Origin of the sequence: Vibrio hyugaensis (assembly GCF_002906655.1) — a bacterium.
Taxonomy (GTDB): Bacteria; Pseudomonadota; Gammaproteobacteria; order Enterobacterales; family Vibrionaceae; genus Vibrio; species Vibrio hyugaensis.
Window position 1 is genome coordinate 3,070,513 of record NZ_CP025794.1, and the last position, 18,169, is coordinate 3,088,681.

Consider the following 18,169-nt stretch of genomic DNA (forward strand, 5'->3'; position numbering starts at 1 on the left):
AATTCAGCGCAATATGTTAGACGCTGAGTCAAAAAGGATTCATAGATGAGCCTAAACTTTCTTGAATTTGAAAAGCCGATTGCAGAACTAGAAGCGAAAATTGAAGCGCTACGTGACGTATCTCGTCACGGTGGTGATTCTGCGGTTGACCTTGATAAAGAAATCGAACAGCTTGAGAAAAAGAGCCTAGAACTTAAGAAGAAAACCTTCAGCAACCTAGGCGCATGGGAAACAGCTCAACTGGCTCGTCACCCTTTACGTCCATACACATTGGATTACATCCAGCACGCGTTTGAAGAGTTTGATGAATTGGCGGGTGACCGTGCGTTCGCAGACGACAAAGCTATTGTTGGTGGTATTGCACGCCTTGAAGGTCGCCCAGTGATGATCATTGGTCACCAAAAAGGTCGTGAAACCAAAGAGAAAGTGAAGCGTAACTTTGGTATGCCTAAACCAGAAGGTTACCGTAAAGCACTGCGTCTGATGGAAATGGCTGAGCGTTTCAACATGCCTATCATCACTTTCATCGACACAGCTGGCGCATACCCAGGTGTTGGCGCGGAAGAGCGTGGCCAATCTGAAGCAATCGCAAAAAACCTAAAAGTGATGTCTGGTCTTAAAGTACCAGTAATCTGTAACGTGGTTGGCGAAGGTGGTTCAGGCGGTGCACTTGCTATTGGTGTAGGCGACTACGTGAACATGCTTCAGTACTCAACGTACTCAGTAATCTCTCCAGAAGGTTGTGCTTCAATCCTATGGCGTGATTCAGACAAAGCACCTCAAGCAGCAGACGCAATGGGTCTAACCGCTCCTCGTCTAAAAGAGCTTGAGCTTATCGACGAAATCATCGAAGAGCCATTAGGTGGTGCGCATCGTGACCACGTTCAAATGGCGGCGAACATGAAAGCAAATCTGCTTCGTCAGCTAGAAGACCTAGAACAGCTGGATCACGAAACGCTACTTGAGCGCCGTTACCAGCGTCTAATGAACTACGGTTACTGCTAAATTACGGTCACCGTTAAGCGCTAGCTGATCTCTCTTGAGATAAGAGATAAAATAGAAAGGGTTGGGCATGTGTCCAGCCCTTTTTTTGTTTCTACCGGATTGCTTATGGAATCGCTTTACTCAAATTTTGCTCAAGCTCTCGACCGCTATCATCAACCAAACACTAAGATCGTTTTGGCGTTCAGTGGTGGGGTGGATTCGCGTCTGTTGCTTGAGCTGTTGAGTCGTTACCAACAAGCGCGTTCAGCAGACGGTAGCTCTGCAGATTCCCAACTAATAAACTGTCATGCTGTGTATGTTCATCATGGGTTGAGTGTGAATGCTGATGACTGGGCACAAAAGTGCAAGCAATGGGCACAGCAAGCTGGGCTCTCATGTTCCGTTGAACACGTGAACCTAGATATCAACAGTGGTGAAAGCATTGAGCTTTTAGCTCGTGAAGCGCGGTATCAAGCTCTGGCGAAGCACATCGCAGTCGGTGACTTACTGCTGACCGGTCAACATGCCGATGATCAGGTCGAAACCTTCTTGTTGGCACTAAAACGTGGCAGTGGACCGAAAGGTTTATCATCGATGGCAGAAAGCATGCGGTTTGCTAGTGGGACATTAGTACGCCCATTACTTTCGGTTAAACGATCGCAGATTGAACAGGCCGCGGATTACTTTGGCTTAGAGTGGGTTGAAGACGAAAGTAACCAAGACACACGGTATGATCGAAACTTCCTTCGTCATCGCATTGTTCCCCAACTTTCTGAGCGTTGGCCTAGCATCCATCAAGCGGTGCAACGCAGTGCGACTTTGTGTGCCCAGCAAGAGACCTTGCTAGATGAGTTGCTCGAAGCGGTATTCAATCAGGCGATGCAGCCGGATTTGAGTTTGAGTATTGACGTTTTAACGGCACACAGTGAGTTGGCGCGCGCACGTTTGATTCGTATGTGGCTGGCAAAACTCAATGCCAATATGCCGTCTCAAGTGCAGTTGAACCTGATTTGGGATGAAGTGGCGCGGGCTCAACAGGACGCCAACCCAAAATTGAAGATCAAGCAAGGTGAAGTGCGCCGCTTTCAACATCGACTCTATTGGGTCACTGAAACTTCAGATGTGACCTCGTGGCAAGCCAAGTGCCCTTTGAATACGCCTCTAAAGCTTCCTGAGCCGTTAGGGGAGCTTGAGTTGAGTACGAAGTCATGTGAGCTAAGTATTACCCTACCTGCGCACCCAGAGCGACTTAGAATTACATTTAACCCTGAAGGCTTGTCTGCACACCCGACGACTCGTCACCACAGTCGTAAGCTGAAAAAACTCTTTCAGGAATACAATGTGCCGAGCTGGCAACGTCGTCAAATTCCAATTCTAATGTATGAAGATAAAGTGGTTGCCGTCGCTGGCCTGTTCGTTGATCAAGCCTTTAGTGGTCAAGACTGTGAACTGATCTGGCGCAAGATGTTGTAATTCATGCAACAATGTCGGTTATAAAACAAAAATATCTTTAAATAATAATCGATTAGGTGAAGCAATGAAGAAAATAATCATGGGCGCAGGAATCGCGCTAGCCATGTTAAGTGGGCAGGCGCTGGCGGCAGGCGATGTGGCTGCTGGCCAAGCAAAAGCTGGCGTTTGTGCTGCTTGTCATGGACCAGATGGAATTGCTGTGATTCCTGGCTACCCAAACTTAAAAGGTCAAAATGAGCAGTACATTGCTAGCTCAATTAAGGCATACAAAGCAGGCCAGCGCACTGGTGGTTTGGCTGCGGTGATGCAAGCACAAGCAAGTTTGCTGTCTGATGAGGACATTGCTAACTTGGCGGCATACTATGCGAGCTTGAAGTAAGCGTTAGCCTCAAATTAACGCTCACTAAAACACATACCAAGCCAGACTTATGCTCTGGCTTTTTCATTGGTGGCATGATTGAGAATGGCGACTTTGTTACATTTGCCCGCAAATAAATCCCACCAGTGTCAGGATTTTCAGGTGCTTGGTCACAACAAGGATTGAATGTTGTGAGGCGCTAACCGATAATATGCGCAAACGATTGAAGCTTAAGGGATGAACATGAAAAAGATTGAAGCGATTATCAAGCCATTCAAATTGGATGATGTTCGAGAAGCATTGGCTGAAGTAGGCATTACAGGGATGACCGTCTCTGAAGTGAAAGGCTTTGGTCGTCAGAAAGGTCACACAGAATTGTACCGCGGTGCAGAGTACATGGTGGATTTCCTTCCTAAAGTGAAGCTAGAAATCGTAGTGACGGAAGACGTTGCAGACAAGTGTGTAGAAACCATCATCGAAACGGCGCAAACCGGTAAGATTGGTGACGGTAAGATCTTCGTAACAGACGTCGAACGCGTAGTGCGTATCCGTACTGGTGAAGAAGACGAAGATGCGATCTAATCTGTTATCCAGATAGATATAAGATTTCACTACAGCATGTGGTGAAAATTTGAGTAAGCTAAGAGGGAGCCGACTGGGGCTCCTTTTTTATTATGCGCATTTTATGCGTGCCATTTTTGTATTTAGGTAAGCCTATGTATCCGCGTTTAGCTTTTGCGTTAGTTTTTCTTATTATTACTGCGGTGGTGAGCTTTCAGGTGATTTTTACCGTGCCAGAGCAACCACAAATTATTACTCAAACAGGGGCGAACATTAAGCAAGATATCCGCTGCATGGAGTTTGATAAGCCGCAAGTGCTGGATAAGGATGGCGAGCTAAATGTCGTAGTGTGGAACATTTACAAACAAAACCGAGACAACTGGAAGCAAGCGTTGGATACATTCTCCGTTAATAAACAGTTGCTCTTGTTACAAGAAGCAAGCTTAACGGACGACTTCAAAAGCTGGCTGGTGGAAGGGCATTGGGTCAGTAATCAAGTCAGTGCGTTTAAAGCATTAGGAAGTGGTGCTGGTGTGATCAGCATTGCGCAAAAAGAGCCCATTCTCGCTTGTGCGTACACATCGAAAGAACCGTGGTTGCGCTTGCCGAAATCGGCACTGTATAGCAAATACAGGCTCAGCAACGGTGAAACCTTAGCGGTGGTGAACATTCACGCGATCAACTTTACCGTTGGTACCGAGGAATACACTTCGCAATTGTCTGCGTTAGAAAGGGTATTGAAAGAGCACAAAGGCCCGATTTTGTTTGCGGGGGATTTCAATAGTTGGAGTGAAGAGCGCGTGACGGCAATGAAGAAAGCACTCCAAAAAGCCAATCTACAAGAAGCAAAGTTCAGCCAAGACAATCGAACTCAGTTCATTACAGGCTTGCCGCTTGATCATGTGTTTTATCGCGGGTTAACCCTCAAAAACGCGAAAGCGCCGCAGAGCGACGCTTCCGATCATAATCCACTGTTGGTGTCGTTTACGTTAAGCGACTAACGGATTACCTTGGTCCATTAAGCGATAACGATATACAACGCCCAAATTACGTAAAACGCAATCCAAGGCAGGCTCGCAATCACAAGAGCCTGTCCGCGTTCGAACTCTGTCCAAGTCAAAACTACACCATAGCCAAGCACGATGTACCATGGCAATAGCAATGGTAATGAGCTTGCAAAGTGTGACCAATCACTGGTCAAAGGTAACTTTAGCAACCCGTTTAGGCTATTCAAATCGGCAGCGTAAGTCATCACCTGACCATGCTTCAGCAATAAGCTCGCGTAGCTTGCAATATCGCCCAACACGGCTGGGAATAAAATCGCACTCGCAGCAGCGAACCATTTCCAGTAACCGTATTGCTGTTTACTTGCTTTGGTTGCAAGAAAGAACCACAGCGCTAATAGCAACAGTGTTGCAAAACGATTGAATACGTCATTGATGATCGCACTTGCCATCAGCGTGTTTGGCTCCAGCAACTCGATTTGCTTTGGATCGATCTGTTGGAACTGAGCGGTCAGTTGATCACTTAACCAAGTAAAATCCACATTCGAGAAGTAGGCGCCCCAGAATAGGAATGGGCTGAGCATCAAAATGATGAACGGCTGCCACCCCCAACCTCCGCGCTGATACAGCGCTAAGAAGCAAGATGTTGGCGATCGGAAGATATCCAACAACATGATAAGTGGGTTACTCGACGGGTTCATACACTTACCTTAGTTACATCAACATACAACTTAAGCTTCTGACCTGGTTTCAGGTACTTCTGCTTTTGAAGAGAATTCCATTTTACGATGTCGTTACCCTTCACCTTAAACTTGGTTGCAATACCACTGATGGTGTCGCCAGAACGTACGTTGTAGAACACGGTACGAATCACTGCGCCTTTATCAGAGTTCTTCCAAATCACCAGTTTTTGGCCAACGCGCAAGGTGTCTTTTGGTCCCATGCCGTTCCATTTTGCCAAAGACTTATGAGAAACCTTGTTCTCTTTTGCGATTGACCACAAGCTCTCGCCTGATTGCACAACGTGAGTCAGTTTGAATTGACCACGAGATTGAGATTGCGTTTTGTTCAGGCGATTTTCAGCAGTTAAGGCGTACTTTGTATCGTCTTTTGTCGACGTTGGGATCATTAGGTACTGACCAACGCGGATATTGTTGTTCGATAGGCCGTTAGCACGTTGGATAACTTTCGTTGTCGTACCGTACTTCTGAGCCAATACGCTGAGCGAGTCACCAGACTTCACTTTATAGCGTGCGACCTTCATGCCTTTACCACGGTTCTTCTTCACTTGAGCAAGGAACTGATCCTTTTTCTCGATAGGAATAAGAAGTTGGTGTGGGCCGTCAGGTGCAGTAGACCATTGGTTATATGCTGGGTTGTAACCTTGCAGCTCCTTAACACCAATTCCGGCGTAGTCTGCCGCAATTGCTAGGTCTAGTTGTTCTTTTGGATCAACCTGAGTCAGAACTGGCTTGTTCGGGATCGGCGGAATGTCGATGCCGTACTTATCTTGGTTCGCAATGATGTCCGCTAGTGCAAGCAGTTTAGGTACGTAACTGCTGGTCTCTTTTGGAAGATCCAAAGAGAAGAAGTCCGTTGGTTTGCCTAGCTTTTTGTTCTTACGAATCGCGCTCGATACACGGCCACCACCACTGTTGTAAGCCGCAATCGCTTGATCCCAGTTGCCGTCAAAACGCTTGCTTTGCTGCTCTAGGTAAACCAGTGCTGCATCGGTAGAAGCATAAACATCACGGCGACCGTCGTACCAGTAGTTCTGATCTAGACCCATCATTTTGCCGGTGCCAGGAACGAACTGCCACAAACCTGCTGCACTGCCGTGCGAGTAGGCAAAAGCATCAAATGAGCTTTCTACGATCGGTAGCAGCGCCAATTCCATCGGAAGGCCACGTTCTTCGATACGGGTGGTAATCATGTACAAAAACGGCTGTGCACGTTCAGATACTGTGCGCAGGTGGTTAGGATGCTTTAAATACCAAGTGCGGTAGTAAGCCACTTTCTTGTTGTCAGGAATGTCCATTTCAAGTTGCATGCCGATACGTCGCCACACATCGTCTTGTTCCTGAGGGGAAAGGGCTTTTGGCGTCTCTTTAGCAGGTTTCTTTGCTATCGATTGCTTTTTCTCGGAGTCAGCCTGAGCTGTTTTTTGCTTAACAGCTTGTTCTGACTTATTGGTTTCTGGTGTTGGAGTGCTTGCAGAATCTGACTGTGTCAATTGACAGCCAGATAATAGTAACGCCAACGCCCAACTGTACTTCAAACGCATGGTTTCAGCCTATTTAGGGCCTGTTTATCTTCTCCTGCCTGTCGCGCAACAAAGTGCGTGGCAGTCGCAAGATAATAGACATCTTGTAACACTAACTAAGGGTAGAGGCGGTTTTGCCGCTACTTTATGCGTTTGGGTGAAATACAAACAGATTTATATCAGCCCCAAACGCAATAGAAGCGCCAGAGGCGCTTCTATGAAAATCAGCTCACGATAATACTTGCGTCTAGCAAAGTTACAAGCAGAAAATGGTTAAAATTCGTTCTTCCACTCACGTAAAGCTGTAAAAACCGAGCATGGGTCGCTATTTTGGATACGGTTTGTTACAGATTTTATGACCTCTGCGTTCGTTGCACGCAGGAATGGGTTAATTAACTTCTCTTTGCGTAACGTCGTAGGAAGGGTAGGAATATTTAATCCGCGTAGACGGTTTACATCATCACGGTACTGACGCAAATGTTCATTGTCCGGCTCAACCGCCAGTGCAAATGCTACATTACTTGCCGTGTATTCATGTGCGCAGAACACTTCTGTCTCTTCCGGCAGTTTCATTATTTTGCTTAGTGACTCAAACATCTGCTCTGGTGTGCCTTCAAAGATTCGGCCACAACCCGCCGAGAACAACACGTCACCACAGAACAACTTACCGTCACCAACATAGCCAATGTGACCTAATGTGTGGCCAGGCAGCCCCAGTACCATGAAGATTTCGCCAAACAGTTCTAGCTTGTCACCTTCTTCCATTGCGTTGGTTAAGGTTGGGATTGGCTCTGCTTTCGGACCAACCACTGCAACATGAGGAAACGCATGAACTAAATCTGGAACGCCACCAATGTGATCGTTGTGGTGGTGTGTAATTAAGATCGCTTCTAAAGTTAACTCGTTAGCCTGCAAATATTCCAACACTGGCTTAGCATCGCCCGGATCAACCACGGCGCATCGCTTATCGCTATTTTGAATCAGCCAGATGTAATTATCATTAAATGCGGGTATGCTTTTGATCTCTAACACGTTCGTTCTCCGTCACCCTTTTAAGTCAGGTGGTTAATGAAACCAGCACTCAGCAACAAAACTTTACAGCACCCGTCGACCTGGTCAGAAATGAATAACGGCCCGTGGGTACTTGAGTCAATCCAAACCCGACTCGACGAGTGGTGTCCGAAATTGTTCGGTTACCACATGCTTAAATTGGGCGGGTTGAGCTGTGAGCTAACCAGCTGTAGTTGTAACATTCAACACCAAGTCAACGTAGATATCCAGAACCCGTTGCATAATGTCATTGCAGATGGTTACGAATTACCCTTTTTAGAGAAAAGCTTTGATGTTGCGGTCCTCGCCCATCAGCTTGACTATGCAAGTGATCCCCATCGATTGCTGCGAGAAGTCGATCGCGTCATGATGGACGACGGTTATCTTATTATTACGGGATTCAACCCCATCAGTTTCACTGGACTTGCGAGTTTGTTGCCTTGGCGCAGAAATAATTTGCCTTGGAGTGGACGAATGTTCACAGCGAACCGGATTAAAGACTGGTTAGGGGTATTGAACTATCAGGTGATTCATTGCGAACGTTATGCTCTGTTTCCGATGACACGTTACAAAACCATGTGGACATGGTTGGAAAACAGCTTGGGGGATTGGGCATCGCCGGCGGGGAGTTTGTACTACATCGTCGCTCGCAAGCGAACTTACCCTCTCAAACCTATCAAGCCACATTGGCGCTTGAAGAGAAAGTTAACACCACTGGGCGTGATGAACAGAGAGGGCAGTGCGTTAGAAAAGGTATCAAGCAGTAAAAACTAAGACGCTTGGTAACCGGTATCTTCTTCGGTTGGGTTTTCTGCGGCTATGCGTGCTAATTCATCACACATTTCGTTTTCACGATGACCCGCGTGGCCTTTAACCCAGCGCCAATCCACTTGGTGGCGAGCAGTCTCTTTATCCAATGCCTGCCATAAATCGGCATTTTTCACAGGTTTTTTATCTGACGTTTTCCAACCGCGTTTCTTCCAGTTGTGGATCCATTGCGTAATGCCTTGGCGCACGTACTGACTATCGGTAGTCAACGTCACTTGGCACGGCTCTTTTAGCGTTTGTAACGCCACAACAGCGGCCAACATTTCCATACGGTTGTTTGTGGTGAGCGTGTAGCCTTTGGCGAGAGTCTTTTCTGTTTGCTTATAACGCAAGACAATGCCGTAACCGCCAGGGCCTGGATTTCCTAAACAAGATCCGTCTGTGAAAATCTCAACGTGTTTGGTCATATTTTTGGTACTATTAGCCGAAACATTTAATAAAGCATAGTCTGACACACATAACCTTATGAATACCAGCAGCAATTCTGAACATAATCGTATTGTCGTTCTCGATACCGAAACCACGGGTATGAACCTAGAAGGTGGTCCTCACTACATGGGTCATCGCATCATCGAAATTGGTGCCGTGGAGATCATCAACCGTAAGCTGACTGGTCGTCACTTTCACGTTTACCTAAAACCTGACCGTGAAATCCAACCAGACGCGATTGAAGTCCACGGTATTACCGATGACTTCTTGGTCGACAAGCCAGATTACTCAGCCGTACACCAAGAGTTTCTCGACTTTATCAAAGGTGCCGAGTTGGTTGCCCACAACGCGCCCTTCGATACCGGCTTCATGGATTATGAGTTTGAAATGCTCAATCCAAGCATTGGTAAGACGGATGACTACTGTAAGGTGACCGATACCCTTGCCATGGCGAAGAAAATCTTCCCGGGCAAGCGAAACAACCTCGACGTCTTGTGTGAACGTTACGGCATTGATAACTCACACCGTACTCTCCACGGGGCATTGCTCGATGCGGAGATTCTAGCTGACGTTTACCTCCTAATGACGGGTGGTCAAACGAGTCTAGAATTCAACGCCAACAAAAAAGACGGTGAAGCGGAAGGCATTCGTCGTGTTGAAGGAAGAAAAGCGCTAAAGGTTTTGCGTGCAACTGCCGATGAAGTAGAAGCACACCAGAAAAGACTCGAACTGGTGAACGACAGTATTTGGTAGTTAATAGGAGAGACTATGTTGAGGGCTTTGTCAGTCGCTATTTTAGCGTTCTGGAGTTGTTTCGCGTTTTCTGCGAGCGAGTCCGCCATGTCTTTGTTAGATAACCGCTTTCGTGTCGATCCCACCATCGAACAGATTACTTTTTTGGTTTATCGTGAACAGAGCTCTCAGCCCGTCGTCCTTGTCCGCCCCGATGGTAAAAAATATTACGCTTGGGGCACCTACGACAACGTTCGTTGGTATCAAGAATCTTCCCTCGACATCATCTCGATAGATAAACCCATGCCGGGTCCGTGGCAGGCCGTCGGCAAAGTTACCCCGAAAAACAACATCCGTCTGATTTCGCACCTCAAGCTCAGCACCGATGTGTTTCCAAACCGCCTTTACAATAGCGAAGCTCTAAAATTTACCGCACGTTTGACCTCAGACGATAAGCCACTTGCTCTGCGTGATTTTTTAGACCGCGTAAACCTGCGTGTGACTTTTGCTAAGTTTGTTGAGAACGAAGACGAACTGATCAAAGAAGCGCGCCCTGTACCAATGGTGATTGGCGAATTTGCCGATGATGGCCGAGACCTAGATGAAAAAGCAGGCGACGGTGTGTTTACCGTTCAACTGCCGATTGATGTCGAACCGGGTAAATACCGCGCGCGCATTACTTCTGGCAACGGCGTGTTCCTACGAGCACAAGAGCAAGTCGTACTGGTGTACCCATCGCCAATTACGCGCACCTTTATTCAAGCTCGTCATGCAGACCAACCTCATCAGCTGGTGGTCAGTGGTGAGCAAGGCATGATCACGCCAGGATCCATTGCAGTGAACGTTGAGCAAGAAGCACCAGACGGCTTTATCAGTTACAGCCAAGGTCAGGTGTCGGCTGATGGCTCTAAAACCACATTGAAGATGGATAACGATTCTGAACTTGGCAAATACTCATGGCACGGTGAAGTCTTTGCTACCGACCTATCTACCAAGCGCTCATTGGTGTTCCCAATTAAAGAGCAGACGTTCAGTGTGGTCGACGAAGTAGATCTAGAAGCCGCACGTCTTGCTAAAGAAGCAGAGCTTGCCGAGCAACGCCGCATCGAAATGGAAAAGCGCATCATCGCCGAGCGCGAAGCCGAACGAAAGCGCAGCATGATCATCATTGCCATTGGCAACGTGATTGCTTTGATTCTGGTGATTCTATTCTGGATCATCTGGAGCAAGCTCAAGGCCAAACGTCAAGCCATGCCAGAGATGCAGTTGGAAGTGCCTAAGAAGTAGGGCGCAAGAATTTAGATTATAGAACGGAGCCGCTTGGCTCCGTTTTTTTGATCTGTACGTTATAAAAATATGCAACTGGTTGTTTTTTGATATTTTTGACCATATTTATTATGTGGAATAGGCTTGTAAATTAAAGTTCCCATTTGTGGAACTTTTTGTTGATGTTTTTTGTTTGTGGTATAGAATAATTCCCAATTGGAGAACTTTGATGCGTTTAATTGGATTAGAACGACTGGGCGGAATTATAAGCGTCGACAGCGATACCAACATTTGGGTTTCTGCGTGGGTTGCAGAAGTAAGTAATGCCAATTGGAGAAGTGGTATTGAATTAGTTGACGCTTTTCCCAGGGTGAAGTGCCTAGATGAAACTTCTTATGAATTTCCGGTTTGCGGTAGTGACAATCTAAACATCAAAGTCACTTTTTGCTTTAACAGAGGCATTGCTGTGATACGTGAAGTGATGAATAAATGAGTAACCAACAACCTAGAGTTATTAGAACTCAAGAGCAATATCGCGAATATCTACTTCAAGTCGAAGAATTGATTGTTCAGAAATTAGCTCCGGGTTCAGAAGAAGCTGAGCGTTTAGAGTTGCTAACAATTCTTATAGAGAATTACGAACGCTCTCACTATGTGATAGAGCCGATAGACCCTATAGAGGCTATTAAGTTTAGGATGGCTGAAAAGGGATTAAAGCAAGTTGATTTAGCTCCCTATTTTGGAACGAAAAGTCGAGTTTCTGAGGTGCTATCCGGGAAGCGTCCATTAACCGTTCCAATGATCAAAGCATTATCGGTTGGACTGGGTATTGCTCCCCAAACTTTATTAGGACTTGAAAGTGAGTCTGACTATACGAGCACTTCAAACAAGCCAGAGGTCAACTGGTCGAAGTTCCCAATAAAGGAAATGCTTTCAAGAGGTTGGATTGAGAAGGTTAGCTCAAAGGCTAAGCAAACCGTTGAAGAGCAAGTTAAAGACTTTATTGGAAGTCTTGGAGGCACTACGGCATCAGCGTCTTTTAAAAGGACACTTTCAGGAGACGCTTATTCGCCACTAAGTCATTATAAACTCTATGCATGGGTAGCTCGTGTCATTCAAAAGGCTAGAAACAAAAAACTCGAGAATACTTTTGATGAGGGTGTGCTAGGCAAAGATTTTCTTAAGGATCTAGCTCAACTAAGTTGGTCTGAATATGGTCCTCTTTTAGCTGTCGAGTATTTAGAGAAACATGGTATTTGCGTTGTAATAGAGCCAGCCTTGAAAGGCACGTCTGTTGATGGCGCTGCTATGAAAGATATCGATGGTAAACCAATTATTGGCTTGTCTTTAAGGCAGGATCGCCTCGATAACTTCTGGTTTACCTTACTCCACGAGGTGGTTCATATCTGGAAGCATGCAGACTTAAACAAGACCTTTGTAGATGACATTGAAAATCACAGAGATAGCAAAGATAAGTTTGAAGCAGAGGCAAATCGGATCGCAAGAGATACTTTCATACCTCGAATGGTTTGGAAGCGTAGCGAAGCATATTTAAATCCCAGCCGGGATTCGATAGATAGTTTGTCCCGAGAGTTAAACATACATCCGGCTATCATTGCTGGAAGGTTAAGACGCGAATCGGGGAAATATAATCAGTATTCAGATTTGATTGGTCAAGGAGATGTCAGAAAGCACTTTCCTTGTAAGCATTGGTAAGTGAGGTAAGAATGACCCCTAAGTATGTACCTATTTTAAAGGCAAAAAAAGGCGAGTTTGAAGCGTATCAAAACTTGTCTAGAGCCGTTCAGCTTAACACTCTTCCTATTTTTGAGCTCCCACAACTCACTAGTAAGATGTTGGAGAATAAAACTTATTCTGCTCTTGTAAGTCCATACGATTACTTTGTTGGAAAGTGCGCGAAAGAGCTTAGCTCATCTTTGGGGGTTCCTACATTGGGAGTAGACATACATGCTTGGGCTCCTAATTCGACCGTAGAATCAGGTGAACACGTACTTTCAAAGTATGTTAGTGCACTAACTGCATATGGTTGTGACGCGATTCCGGTAATTGGTTACGATCGGTGGGAAGACGAAGAGTACGCAACAGTACTAAAATTGCTTGCTCAGTCAAAAGACAGATTTATACTTCGATTAGATTCGTTTGCATTCGAAGATATGATCGAAGGAGATGTCTTTTTCGATACCCTAGAAGATATTGTGTCCTCAATGGACCTAGATACAAGTAAGTGTTCAGTTCTACTCGATTTTGGGGATGTGACTAAAACATCTATTGTTGAAATAGAGGAACAAGTTACGACTGCATTAGCATTGTTACGTGATTATAAGTTTATGTTTACGTCTCTTGCGGGCTGTTCTGTCACGACTGATATAAATGGCATGGTTCCGAGCATCAATTCAACAGGCATAGTTGTCCGCAAAGAATTTAAGGCTTGGAAGGCGGTCAAGACTTTTGCACCCAATACGAATTTTGTTTTTGGTGATTATGGTATTGCTAACCCAAATGTTGCAGATGGCATTGTTGCTCCCGATGCCAATGGAAAAATTAGATATACCATCGCAGACAGCTTTTTTGTAGTTCGTGGATATTCTCGAAGACAAGGGGAAAAAGGCGCACAAATGCATGGCTTGTGTGAGACTTTGGTTAACTCTGGCTATTATCTTGGCCCTGAATTTAGCTGGGGAGACAGTATGATACATAAATGTTCTCAGCATGGAACTATCGGAAAGAAAGTGTTTGTGGGAAGTACTACCAATTGGGTATCAATAGACACCACACATCATATGACTTTTGTAAACAGTGAGATTCTAGAGTTCGAGAGAAAGGCTGCTACAAAGAAAGCGTTCGATTTTGAAGTCGTTACACGACGTTAGTGTTGTTCGACATCTGAGCTAAGAAAGGAGCAATCGCTCCTTTTTTTATTGCGATACCAAAAGTAACTCAACATCTCAAGTGAGGTGACTAGGAGGTCTCTGAATGAAGTACAAAAAGCGTCAGGCATACAAATACAACCTTCATTCCGAAGAACAGATTGAAACCGGTATTACCCTCGCGCAGCCTTTCGATAGTCCGTTTCTGAGTCTATCTAAGCAAGGTTTGCTGACGATTAAGAAAGGTTACTCATGGGATGGGGCGAGTGGCCCAGCGATTGATACCAAGAACATCCTCAAAGCGTCTTTGGTGCATGATGCGTTGTATCAGCTAATGAGGGAGGAAGTATTACCGCAAAGCAGTCGAGAGCAAGCGGATAGGCTTCTACGTCAAATATGTCTCGAACACGGCATGTCGAACTTTAGGGCGACGTACATCTACTACGGAGTAAGAGTATTTGGCGGATGTTTTTCCAAACCGGATCTGTTATCTGCCTGACGCGTATTTTTTATAAACTAACTGTTCATTTATACAGTGTTATTTTGTATGCTTCGAGTGTTTCAAAAGGAGTAATACATAATGACAATAAGATATGAAGAACATCCCCCAAGCCCACAAGAGTACTGTGAGATGCGTGTAAAAGCAGGCTTATCTCCAAAGTCTTTAAAAGCCGCAGAGATTGGCTTGCCGAACTCGCTTTATGGCGTATCCATCCGAGATGGTGAAGTGTTGATCGCAATGGGTCGAGTGGTTGGTGATGGCGCATGTAACTTTGAAATTGTGGATATCGCGGTCGATCCTAGCTATCAAGGAAAAGGCTTAGGAAGGAAAGTGATGGAATACATAGATGGCTACCTGTCGTCAGCAGCGCTAGAAGGCTCTTATGTTTCTATGATTGCGGATGAGCCAGTCTTCTATGAAAAACTTGGATACCGTTTAGTGGCACCAAAAAGTCAGGGGATGACAAAGAAGTTTAAACCACGCAAATAGAAGCCGCGCGATACCTAAGAGTAAACCGTCATTCTAGCGAGCTCCAGCGAGACTAAGAATCTATTATCAGCGCGCTGGGGTGTTTGTTTCTTCATCCTCTACAGAGTGCTTGGCAAGCAGGCTCTAGCGCGTGCATTCAATCACCTCGCTGTTCCTTTCCGTATCTATGCTAAACTCACGCCATCAGCTATATGAATGACTTCTCATTTGTTTACCTGAGGGCAGCAATCGGGCTGCCATAATCTTATTAAAGGCATAAAAATGAGCAAATTAAGTTCAGCTGAACGTAAAGCACGTGACAACGAACGTTTCTCCCAACGCGTGAGTGAGCGTCGTGAAAAAGGTGAAGATGTCGTTGCGTACGCATTGGCGAACAAAAAGGCTGTGAAGTTCCTGACTAAGTCAGAGAAGAAAGCTTTGAACGAACGCAAAGCGACGCTTCAAGAAGAACTTAAGCTGAAAGAGCAGGAAGAACTGCGCAGAATTGAACAGTCGTTTATTGTTGAAGAAGATAGCGAACAATAAACGCTTCTTTGCTAACGCCGTGTTGTGCGTAGCAGAGATTCAATAAAAAACGGGAGCCTCGGCTCCCGTTTTGCTTTCTTATTTATCGTTTAAGCCATCATTCGCTTAAGCGACGTTTTCCATCTGAGGGTAAAGCGGCTTTGCGGCCAATAGCTCTGGCTCAAAATCGTCTACGTTGATGGTGTCTAGGCGATGCTGTTCCGCTTCTCTTAGCAGATCTGCTTCTTCCTGAGTGATTACGCCTTGTTCTAGACCTTCTTGAGCAATCATATCCAAACGCATGAATGGACGGCGTTTGCCTTGCGCTTTACATATTTTGTCGAACACAGGCTCAGCTTGAAGGATCACAGACAGTGCCAACTCAATTTTACCTGCAGCGTTGTGTTCTGTTGGTTCTAGGTACTGACCACGACCAATACGTGAACGTGTTGCACTTGGCGTTTGTAGAATACGCGCCACTTTACTGTCTAGCTTATCGCTTGGTGCTTTGCGCACTCGGCCAAATGGCATGATCAATACACGCAGTGCACGACCAATCGCTTTGTTCGGGAAGTTTGCTAGGAACTCATCAATGGCAGCTTCGCTTTGTTTTAAGCTGTCTTGCAAGCCCCAATGTACCAATGGCAAATCTTCAACAGGGCGGCCATCCTGCTCGAAGCGTTTCAATGTTGCAGAGCTCAAGTATAGCTGACTTAAAATGTCACCAAGACGCGCAGACAGACGCTCTTTACGCTTCAACGAACCACCTAGTACTGCCATCGAGATATCCGATAGCAGAGCAAGGTTTGCGCTGTAACGGTTCAATTGTTGGTAGTAACGCTTGGTTGCGTCTTTGGTTGGTGACGTTGAGCCTAGACCATCACTTAGACCAAACCAGATGCTGCGAACTAGGTTACTCATGGTGAAGCTCACGTGACCCGCTAGTGCTTTGTCGAACTTCTCAACCGCATCGCCAGCGTCAGAGTAAGCGGCATTCATCTCTTCAAGAACGTAAGGGTGACAACGAATTGCGCCTTGACCGAAGATGATCATTGAACGAGTTAGGATGTTGGCACCTTCTACCGTTACCGCGATTGGTGCACCTTGGTAACCACGTGCTAGGAAGTTAGAAGGACCCATACAGATGCCTTTACCACCTACGATATCCATCGCGTCGATGATGCTTTGTTGGCCACGATGCGTACAGTGGTACTTCACGATAGCCGAGATAACAGAAGGTTTTTCACCTAGGTCGATACCTGCCACGGTTAGGTTGCTTGCTGCATCCATCACGTAGGCATTACCACCTAGACGAGCTAATGGTTCTTCTACGCCTTCCATGTGACCGATAGGTTGTTTGAACTGACGACGAATGCGTGAGTAAGCGCCTGTTGCCATCGCAGCGGTTTTGATGCCGCCCGTTGAGTTAGAAGGTAGCGTGATACCACGACCGACTGATAGACACTCAACCAGCATACGCCAGCCTTGACCAGCCATTTTCTCGCCACCGATGATGAAGTCCATTGGTACAAACACATCTTTTGCGCGAGTCGGACCATTTTGGAATGGTACGTTAAGTGGGAAATGACGGTTACCAATCTCAACACCTTTAAGGTTTGTTGGGATTAGGGCACAAGTGATACCAAGATCTTCTTGATCGCCAAGCAGACCTTCAGGGTCACGCAGTTTAAAGGCTAGGCCAAGTACCGTCGCGACAGGTGCCAGTGTGATGTAACGTTTATTCCAAGTTAGGCGCATGCCTAAGACTTCTTCGCCTTCCCATTCACCTTTACATACCACACCGAAATCTGGAATAGAGCCAGCATCGGAACCTGCTTCTGGGCTAGTCAGTGCAAAACATGGGATCTCTTTACCTTCAGCCAAGCGAGGTAAGTAATGATTTTTCTGCTCTTCTGTACCGTAGTGCTGCAGGAGTTCACCAGGACCTAATGAGTTCGGTACGCCAACGGTAGAAGACAGCACGCCAGAAACGCCAGTCAGTTTTTGCAGTACCAAAGATTGCGCGTATGCAGAGAATTCCAGACCACCGTATTTCTTTTTGATGATCATGGCGAAGAACTTGTTGTCTTTCAGGTATTGCCATACTTCTGGTGGCAAATCTGCAAGCTCGTGAGTGACTTGGTAGTCGTTCACCATGGCACACACTTCGTTAACTGGGCCATCTAGGAATGCACGCTCTTCTTTGCTCAGCTTAGGCGCTTTGATTGCGTGAAGCTTTTCCCATTCAGGTTTGCCTTTGAATAGCTCCGCTTCCCACCAGACCGTACCAGCGTCCAATGCTTCTTTCTCGGTCTGAGACATAGCAGGTAGGACTTTCTTAAACATCACGAGCGCTTTGCGACTGATCAGTGATTGGCGAATGCCCGACACGGCGAATACCGCAACGGCAAGTACATAAAGTGCCCAGCCAATAACACCAACTGAGCCTGCGATCGTCAGTGCTAGCATGGCAGCAGTTAGCAGACTGACGGATTTCACGAGAGACATTCTGTGGTAGAGCGTTATGCCTAACACAACTGTCATCGCTACGATTGAGAGCAAGATGTCCATATGTTTTTTCCTTTTCAGACTTTATTAATGTTGTACGTCTGTATTTTGGTAAGAGGTCTAACCAGTTCTCATAAGTGTAATCAAAATATTAATAAAATGTAAAACCTAAGATTGGGTAAAAAGTGATCTATGTAGAGTTAAAATTCTAAAGTTGGGAGTTGAGTGATGATTTCGTAAGCAAGTTAACAAGTTTATTACCGCGATGAATCCAAATCTGTTGGTTCACTATCGACACTAATTCTCGTTTGTGGGTAAACTCAGAGTAAT

The 18,169-nt window shown here is 45.9% G+C and carries 19 protein-coding genes; 14 read left to right on the forward strand and 5 right to left on the reverse strand.

Translation table 11 applies throughout. The annotated features are described in order from the left end of the window. The first annotated feature begins 45 nt into the window (after nt 1-45). The 5 genes from accA (at nt 46) to C1S74_RS15125 (ending at nt 4,377) form a co-directional block, all read left to right on the forward strand. Entirely contained in the window at nt 46-1,005 is a 960-nt protein-coding gene (gene accA / locus C1S74_RS15105) for an acetyl-CoA carboxylase carboxyl transferase subunit alpha (RefSeq protein WP_039976971.1), read from the forward strand. Between the two features lie 105 nt (nt 1,006-1,110). Continuing rightward, a complete protein-coding gene (gene tilS, locus C1S74_RS15110) occupies nt 1,111-2,457 on the forward strand; it encodes a tRNA lysidine(34) synthetase TilS (RefSeq protein WP_045404010.1) in 1,347 nt (448 codons plus the stop codon). A 64-nt stretch (nt 2,458-2,521) separates the two neighbouring features. Continuing rightward, nucleotides 2,522-2,836, forward strand: a complete 315-nt coding sequence (locus C1S74_RS15115) for a c-type cytochrome (protein ID WP_045404012.1) — start codon at nt 2,522-2,524, stop codon at nt 2,834-2,836. Between the two features lie 222 nt (nt 2,837-3,058). Beyond that, nucleotides 3,059-3,397 carry a nitrogen regulatory protein P-II gene (glnB, locus tag C1S74_RS15120; RefSeq protein ID WP_005436810.1) on the forward strand — a complete coding sequence of 113 codons (339 nt, stop codon included), beginning with the start codon at nt 3,059-3,061 and terminating at the stop codon, nt 3,395-3,397. 134 nt (nt 3,398-3,531) lie between these two features. Continuing rightward, nucleotides 3,532-4,377 carry an endonuclease/exonuclease/phosphatase family protein gene (locus C1S74_RS15125; protein WP_045404014.1) on the forward strand — a complete coding sequence of 282 codons (846 nt, stop codon included), beginning with the start codon at nt 3,532-3,534 and terminating at the stop codon, nt 4,375-4,377. Between the two features lie 17 nt (nt 4,378-4,394). Here the strand turns inward: C1S74_RS15125 and C1S74_RS15130 are convergent, their stop codons facing one another. The 3 genes from C1S74_RS15130 to gloB form a co-directional block, all read right to left on the reverse strand. Then, the gene (locus C1S74_RS15130; RefSeq protein ID WP_038879168.1) at nt 4,395-5,081 is read right to left on the reverse strand and encodes a YIP1 family protein; all 687 of its coding nucleotides are present in this window, start codon (nt 5,079-5,081) and stop codon (nt 4,395-4,397) included. Next, nucleotides 5,078-6,664 (reverse strand): lytic transglycosylase, encoded by a 1,587-nt coding sequence (locus tag C1S74_RS15135; RefSeq protein WP_045404015.1) that lies wholly within the window; start codon nt 6,662-6,664, stop codon nt 5,078-5,080. The genes C1S74_RS15130 and C1S74_RS15135 overlap by 4 nt, the downstream gene beginning before the upstream one ends. 252 nt (nt 6,665-6,916) lie before the next feature. Beyond that, nucleotides 6,917-7,675, reverse strand: coding sequence for a hydroxyacylglutathione hydrolase (gene gloB, locus C1S74_RS15140; RefSeq protein ID WP_038864732.1), 759 nt, complete (start codon nt 7,673-7,675; stop codon nt 6,917-6,919). A 36-nt stretch (nt 7,676-7,711) separates the two neighbouring features. Here gloB and C1S74_RS15145 point away from each other — a divergent pair, with 36 nt between their 5' ends. Beyond that, a complete protein-coding gene (locus C1S74_RS15145; protein WP_045404017.1) occupies nt 7,712-8,467 on the forward strand; it encodes a class I SAM-dependent methyltransferase in 756 nt (251 codons plus the stop codon). On the opposite strand, the gene rnhA is transcribed toward C1S74_RS15145, so the two are convergent. Then, nucleotides 8,464-8,928 (reverse strand): ribonuclease HI, encoded by a 465-nt coding sequence (gene rnhA, locus C1S74_RS15150; RefSeq protein WP_045404019.1) that lies wholly within the window; start codon nt 8,926-8,928, stop codon nt 8,464-8,466. The two genes, C1S74_RS15145 and rnhA, sit on opposite strands and share 4 nt — an antisense overlap. Before the next feature lie 58 nt (nt 8,929-8,986). Between rnhA and dnaQ the strand changes: the two genes are divergently transcribed. The 8 genes from dnaQ (at nt 8,987) to C1S74_RS15190 (ending at nt 15,352) form a co-directional block, all read left to right on the forward strand. Beyond that, nucleotides 8,987-9,703: a DNA polymerase III subunit epsilon gene (gene dnaQ / locus C1S74_RS15155; protein ID WP_038864738.1), complete on the forward strand. Its 717-nt coding sequence runs from the start codon at nt 8,987-8,989 to the stop codon at nt 9,701-9,703. A 15-nt stretch (nt 9,704-9,718) separates the two neighbouring features. Then, nucleotides 9,719-10,969, forward strand: coding sequence for a TIGR03503 family protein (locus tag C1S74_RS15160; protein WP_045404021.1), 1,251 nt, complete (start codon nt 9,719-9,721; stop codon nt 10,967-10,969). Nucleotides 10,970-11,177: 208 nt separating this feature from the next. Continuing rightward, nucleotides 11,178-11,441 carry a type II toxin-antitoxin system HigB family toxin gene (locus C1S74_RS15165; RefSeq protein WP_045404023.1) on the forward strand — a complete coding sequence of 88 codons (264 nt, stop codon included), beginning with the start codon at nt 11,178-11,180 and terminating at the stop codon, nt 11,439-11,441. Next, nucleotides 11,438-12,664 carry an ImmA/IrrE family metallo-endopeptidase gene (locus tag C1S74_RS15170; protein WP_045404025.1) on the forward strand — a complete coding sequence of 409 codons (1,227 nt, stop codon included), beginning with the start codon at nt 11,438-11,440 and terminating at the stop codon, nt 12,662-12,664. The genes C1S74_RS15165 and C1S74_RS15170 overlap by 4 nt, the downstream gene beginning before the upstream one ends. Before the next feature lie 11 nt (nt 12,665-12,675). Then, nucleotides 12,676-13,839, forward strand: coding sequence for a beta family protein (locus C1S74_RS15175; RefSeq protein WP_045404027.1), 1,164 nt, complete (start codon nt 12,676-12,678; stop codon nt 13,837-13,839). A 103-nt stretch (nt 13,840-13,942) separates the two neighbouring features. After that, nucleotides 13,943-14,335: a DUF1353 domain-containing protein gene (locus C1S74_RS15180; RefSeq protein ID WP_045404029.1), complete on the forward strand. Its 393-nt coding sequence runs from the start codon at nt 13,943-13,945 to the stop codon at nt 14,333-14,335. A gap of 81 nt (nt 14,336-14,416) precedes the next feature. After that, nucleotides 14,417-14,827, forward strand: a complete 411-nt coding sequence (locus tag C1S74_RS15185) for a GNAT family N-acetyltransferase (RefSeq protein ID WP_045404030.1) — start codon at nt 14,417-14,419, stop codon at nt 14,825-14,827. Nucleotides 14,828-15,088: 261 nt separating this feature from the next. Further along, nucleotides 15,089-15,352, forward strand: coding sequence for a hypothetical protein (locus C1S74_RS15190; protein WP_045404032.1), 264 nt, complete (start codon nt 15,089-15,091; stop codon nt 15,350-15,352). 105 nt (nt 15,353-15,457) lie between these two features. Here the strand turns inward: C1S74_RS15190 and fadE are convergent, their stop codons facing one another. Further along, nucleotides 15,458-17,902: an acyl-CoA dehydrogenase FadE gene (gene fadE, locus C1S74_RS15195; protein ID WP_045404034.1), complete on the reverse strand. Its 2,445-nt coding sequence runs from the start codon at nt 17,900-17,902 to the stop codon at nt 15,458-15,460. Nucleotides 17,903-18,169 lie beyond the last annotated feature (267 nt).

Excerpts from the sequence above, each read along its gene's own strand:
- C1S74_RS15190 (WP_045404032.1), top strand. The coding sequence starts at position 15,089 with ATGAGCAAATTAAGTTCAGCTGAACGTAAAGCACGTGACAACGAACGT.
- C1S74_RS15185 (WP_045404030.1), top strand. The coding sequence starts at position 14,417 with ATGACAATAAGATATGAAGAACATCCCCCAAGCCCACAAGAGTACTGT.
- accA (WP_039976971.1), top strand. The coding sequence starts at position 46 with ATGAGCCTAAACTTTCTTGAATTTGAAAAGCCGATTGCAGAACTAGAA.
- C1S74_RS15180 (WP_045404029.1), top strand. The coding sequence starts at position 13,943 with ATGAAGTACAAAAAGCGTCAGGCATACAAATACAACCTTCATTCCGAA.
- rnhA (WP_045404019.1), bottom strand. The coding sequence starts at position 8,928 with ATGACCAAACACGTTGAGATTTTCACAGACGGATCTTGTTTAGGAAAT.
- C1S74_RS15130 (WP_038879168.1), bottom strand. The coding sequence starts at position 5,081 with ATGAACCCGTCGAGTAACCCACTTATCATGTTGTTGGATATCTTCCGA.
- fadE (WP_045404034.1), bottom strand. The coding sequence starts at position 17,902 with ATGGACATCTTGCTCTCAATCGTAGCGATGACAGTTGTGTTAGGCATA.
- C1S74_RS15125 (WP_045404014.1), top strand. The coding sequence starts at position 3,532 with ATGTATCCGCGTTTAGCTTTTGCGTTAGTTTTTCTTATTATTACTGCG.
- dnaQ (WP_038864738.1), top strand. The coding sequence starts at position 8,987 with ATGAATACCAGCAGCAATTCTGAACATAATCGTATTGTCGTTCTCGAT.
- C1S74_RS15145 (WP_045404017.1), top strand. The coding sequence starts at position 7,712 with ATGAAACCAGCACTCAGCAACAAAACTTTACAGCACCCGTCGACCTGG.
- glnB (WP_005436810.1), top strand. The coding sequence starts at position 3,059 with ATGAAAAAGATTGAAGCGATTATCAAGCCATTCAAATTGGATGATGTT.
- C1S74_RS15175 (WP_045404027.1), top strand. The coding sequence starts at position 12,676 with ATGACCCCTAAGTATGTACCTATTTTAAAGGCAAAAAAAGGCGAGTTT.
- tilS (WP_045404010.1), top strand. The coding sequence starts at position 1,111 with ATGGAATCGCTTTACTCAAATTTTGCTCAAGCTCTCGACCGCTATCAT.
- C1S74_RS15165 (WP_045404023.1), top strand. The coding sequence starts at position 11,178 with ATGCGTTTAATTGGATTAGAACGACTGGGCGGAATTATAAGCGTCGAC.
- C1S74_RS15160 (WP_045404021.1), top strand. The coding sequence starts at position 9,719 with ATGTTGAGGGCTTTGTCAGTCGCTATTTTAGCGTTCTGGAGTTGTTTC.
- C1S74_RS15135 (WP_045404015.1), bottom strand. The coding sequence starts at position 6,664 with ATGCGTTTGAAGTACAGTTGGGCGTTGGCGTTACTATTATCTGGCTGT.
- C1S74_RS15115 (WP_045404012.1), top strand. The coding sequence starts at position 2,522 with ATGAAGAAAATAATCATGGGCGCAGGAATCGCGCTAGCCATGTTAAGT.
- C1S74_RS15170 (WP_045404025.1), top strand. The coding sequence starts at position 11,438 with ATGAGTAACCAACAACCTAGAGTTATTAGAACTCAAGAGCAATATCGC.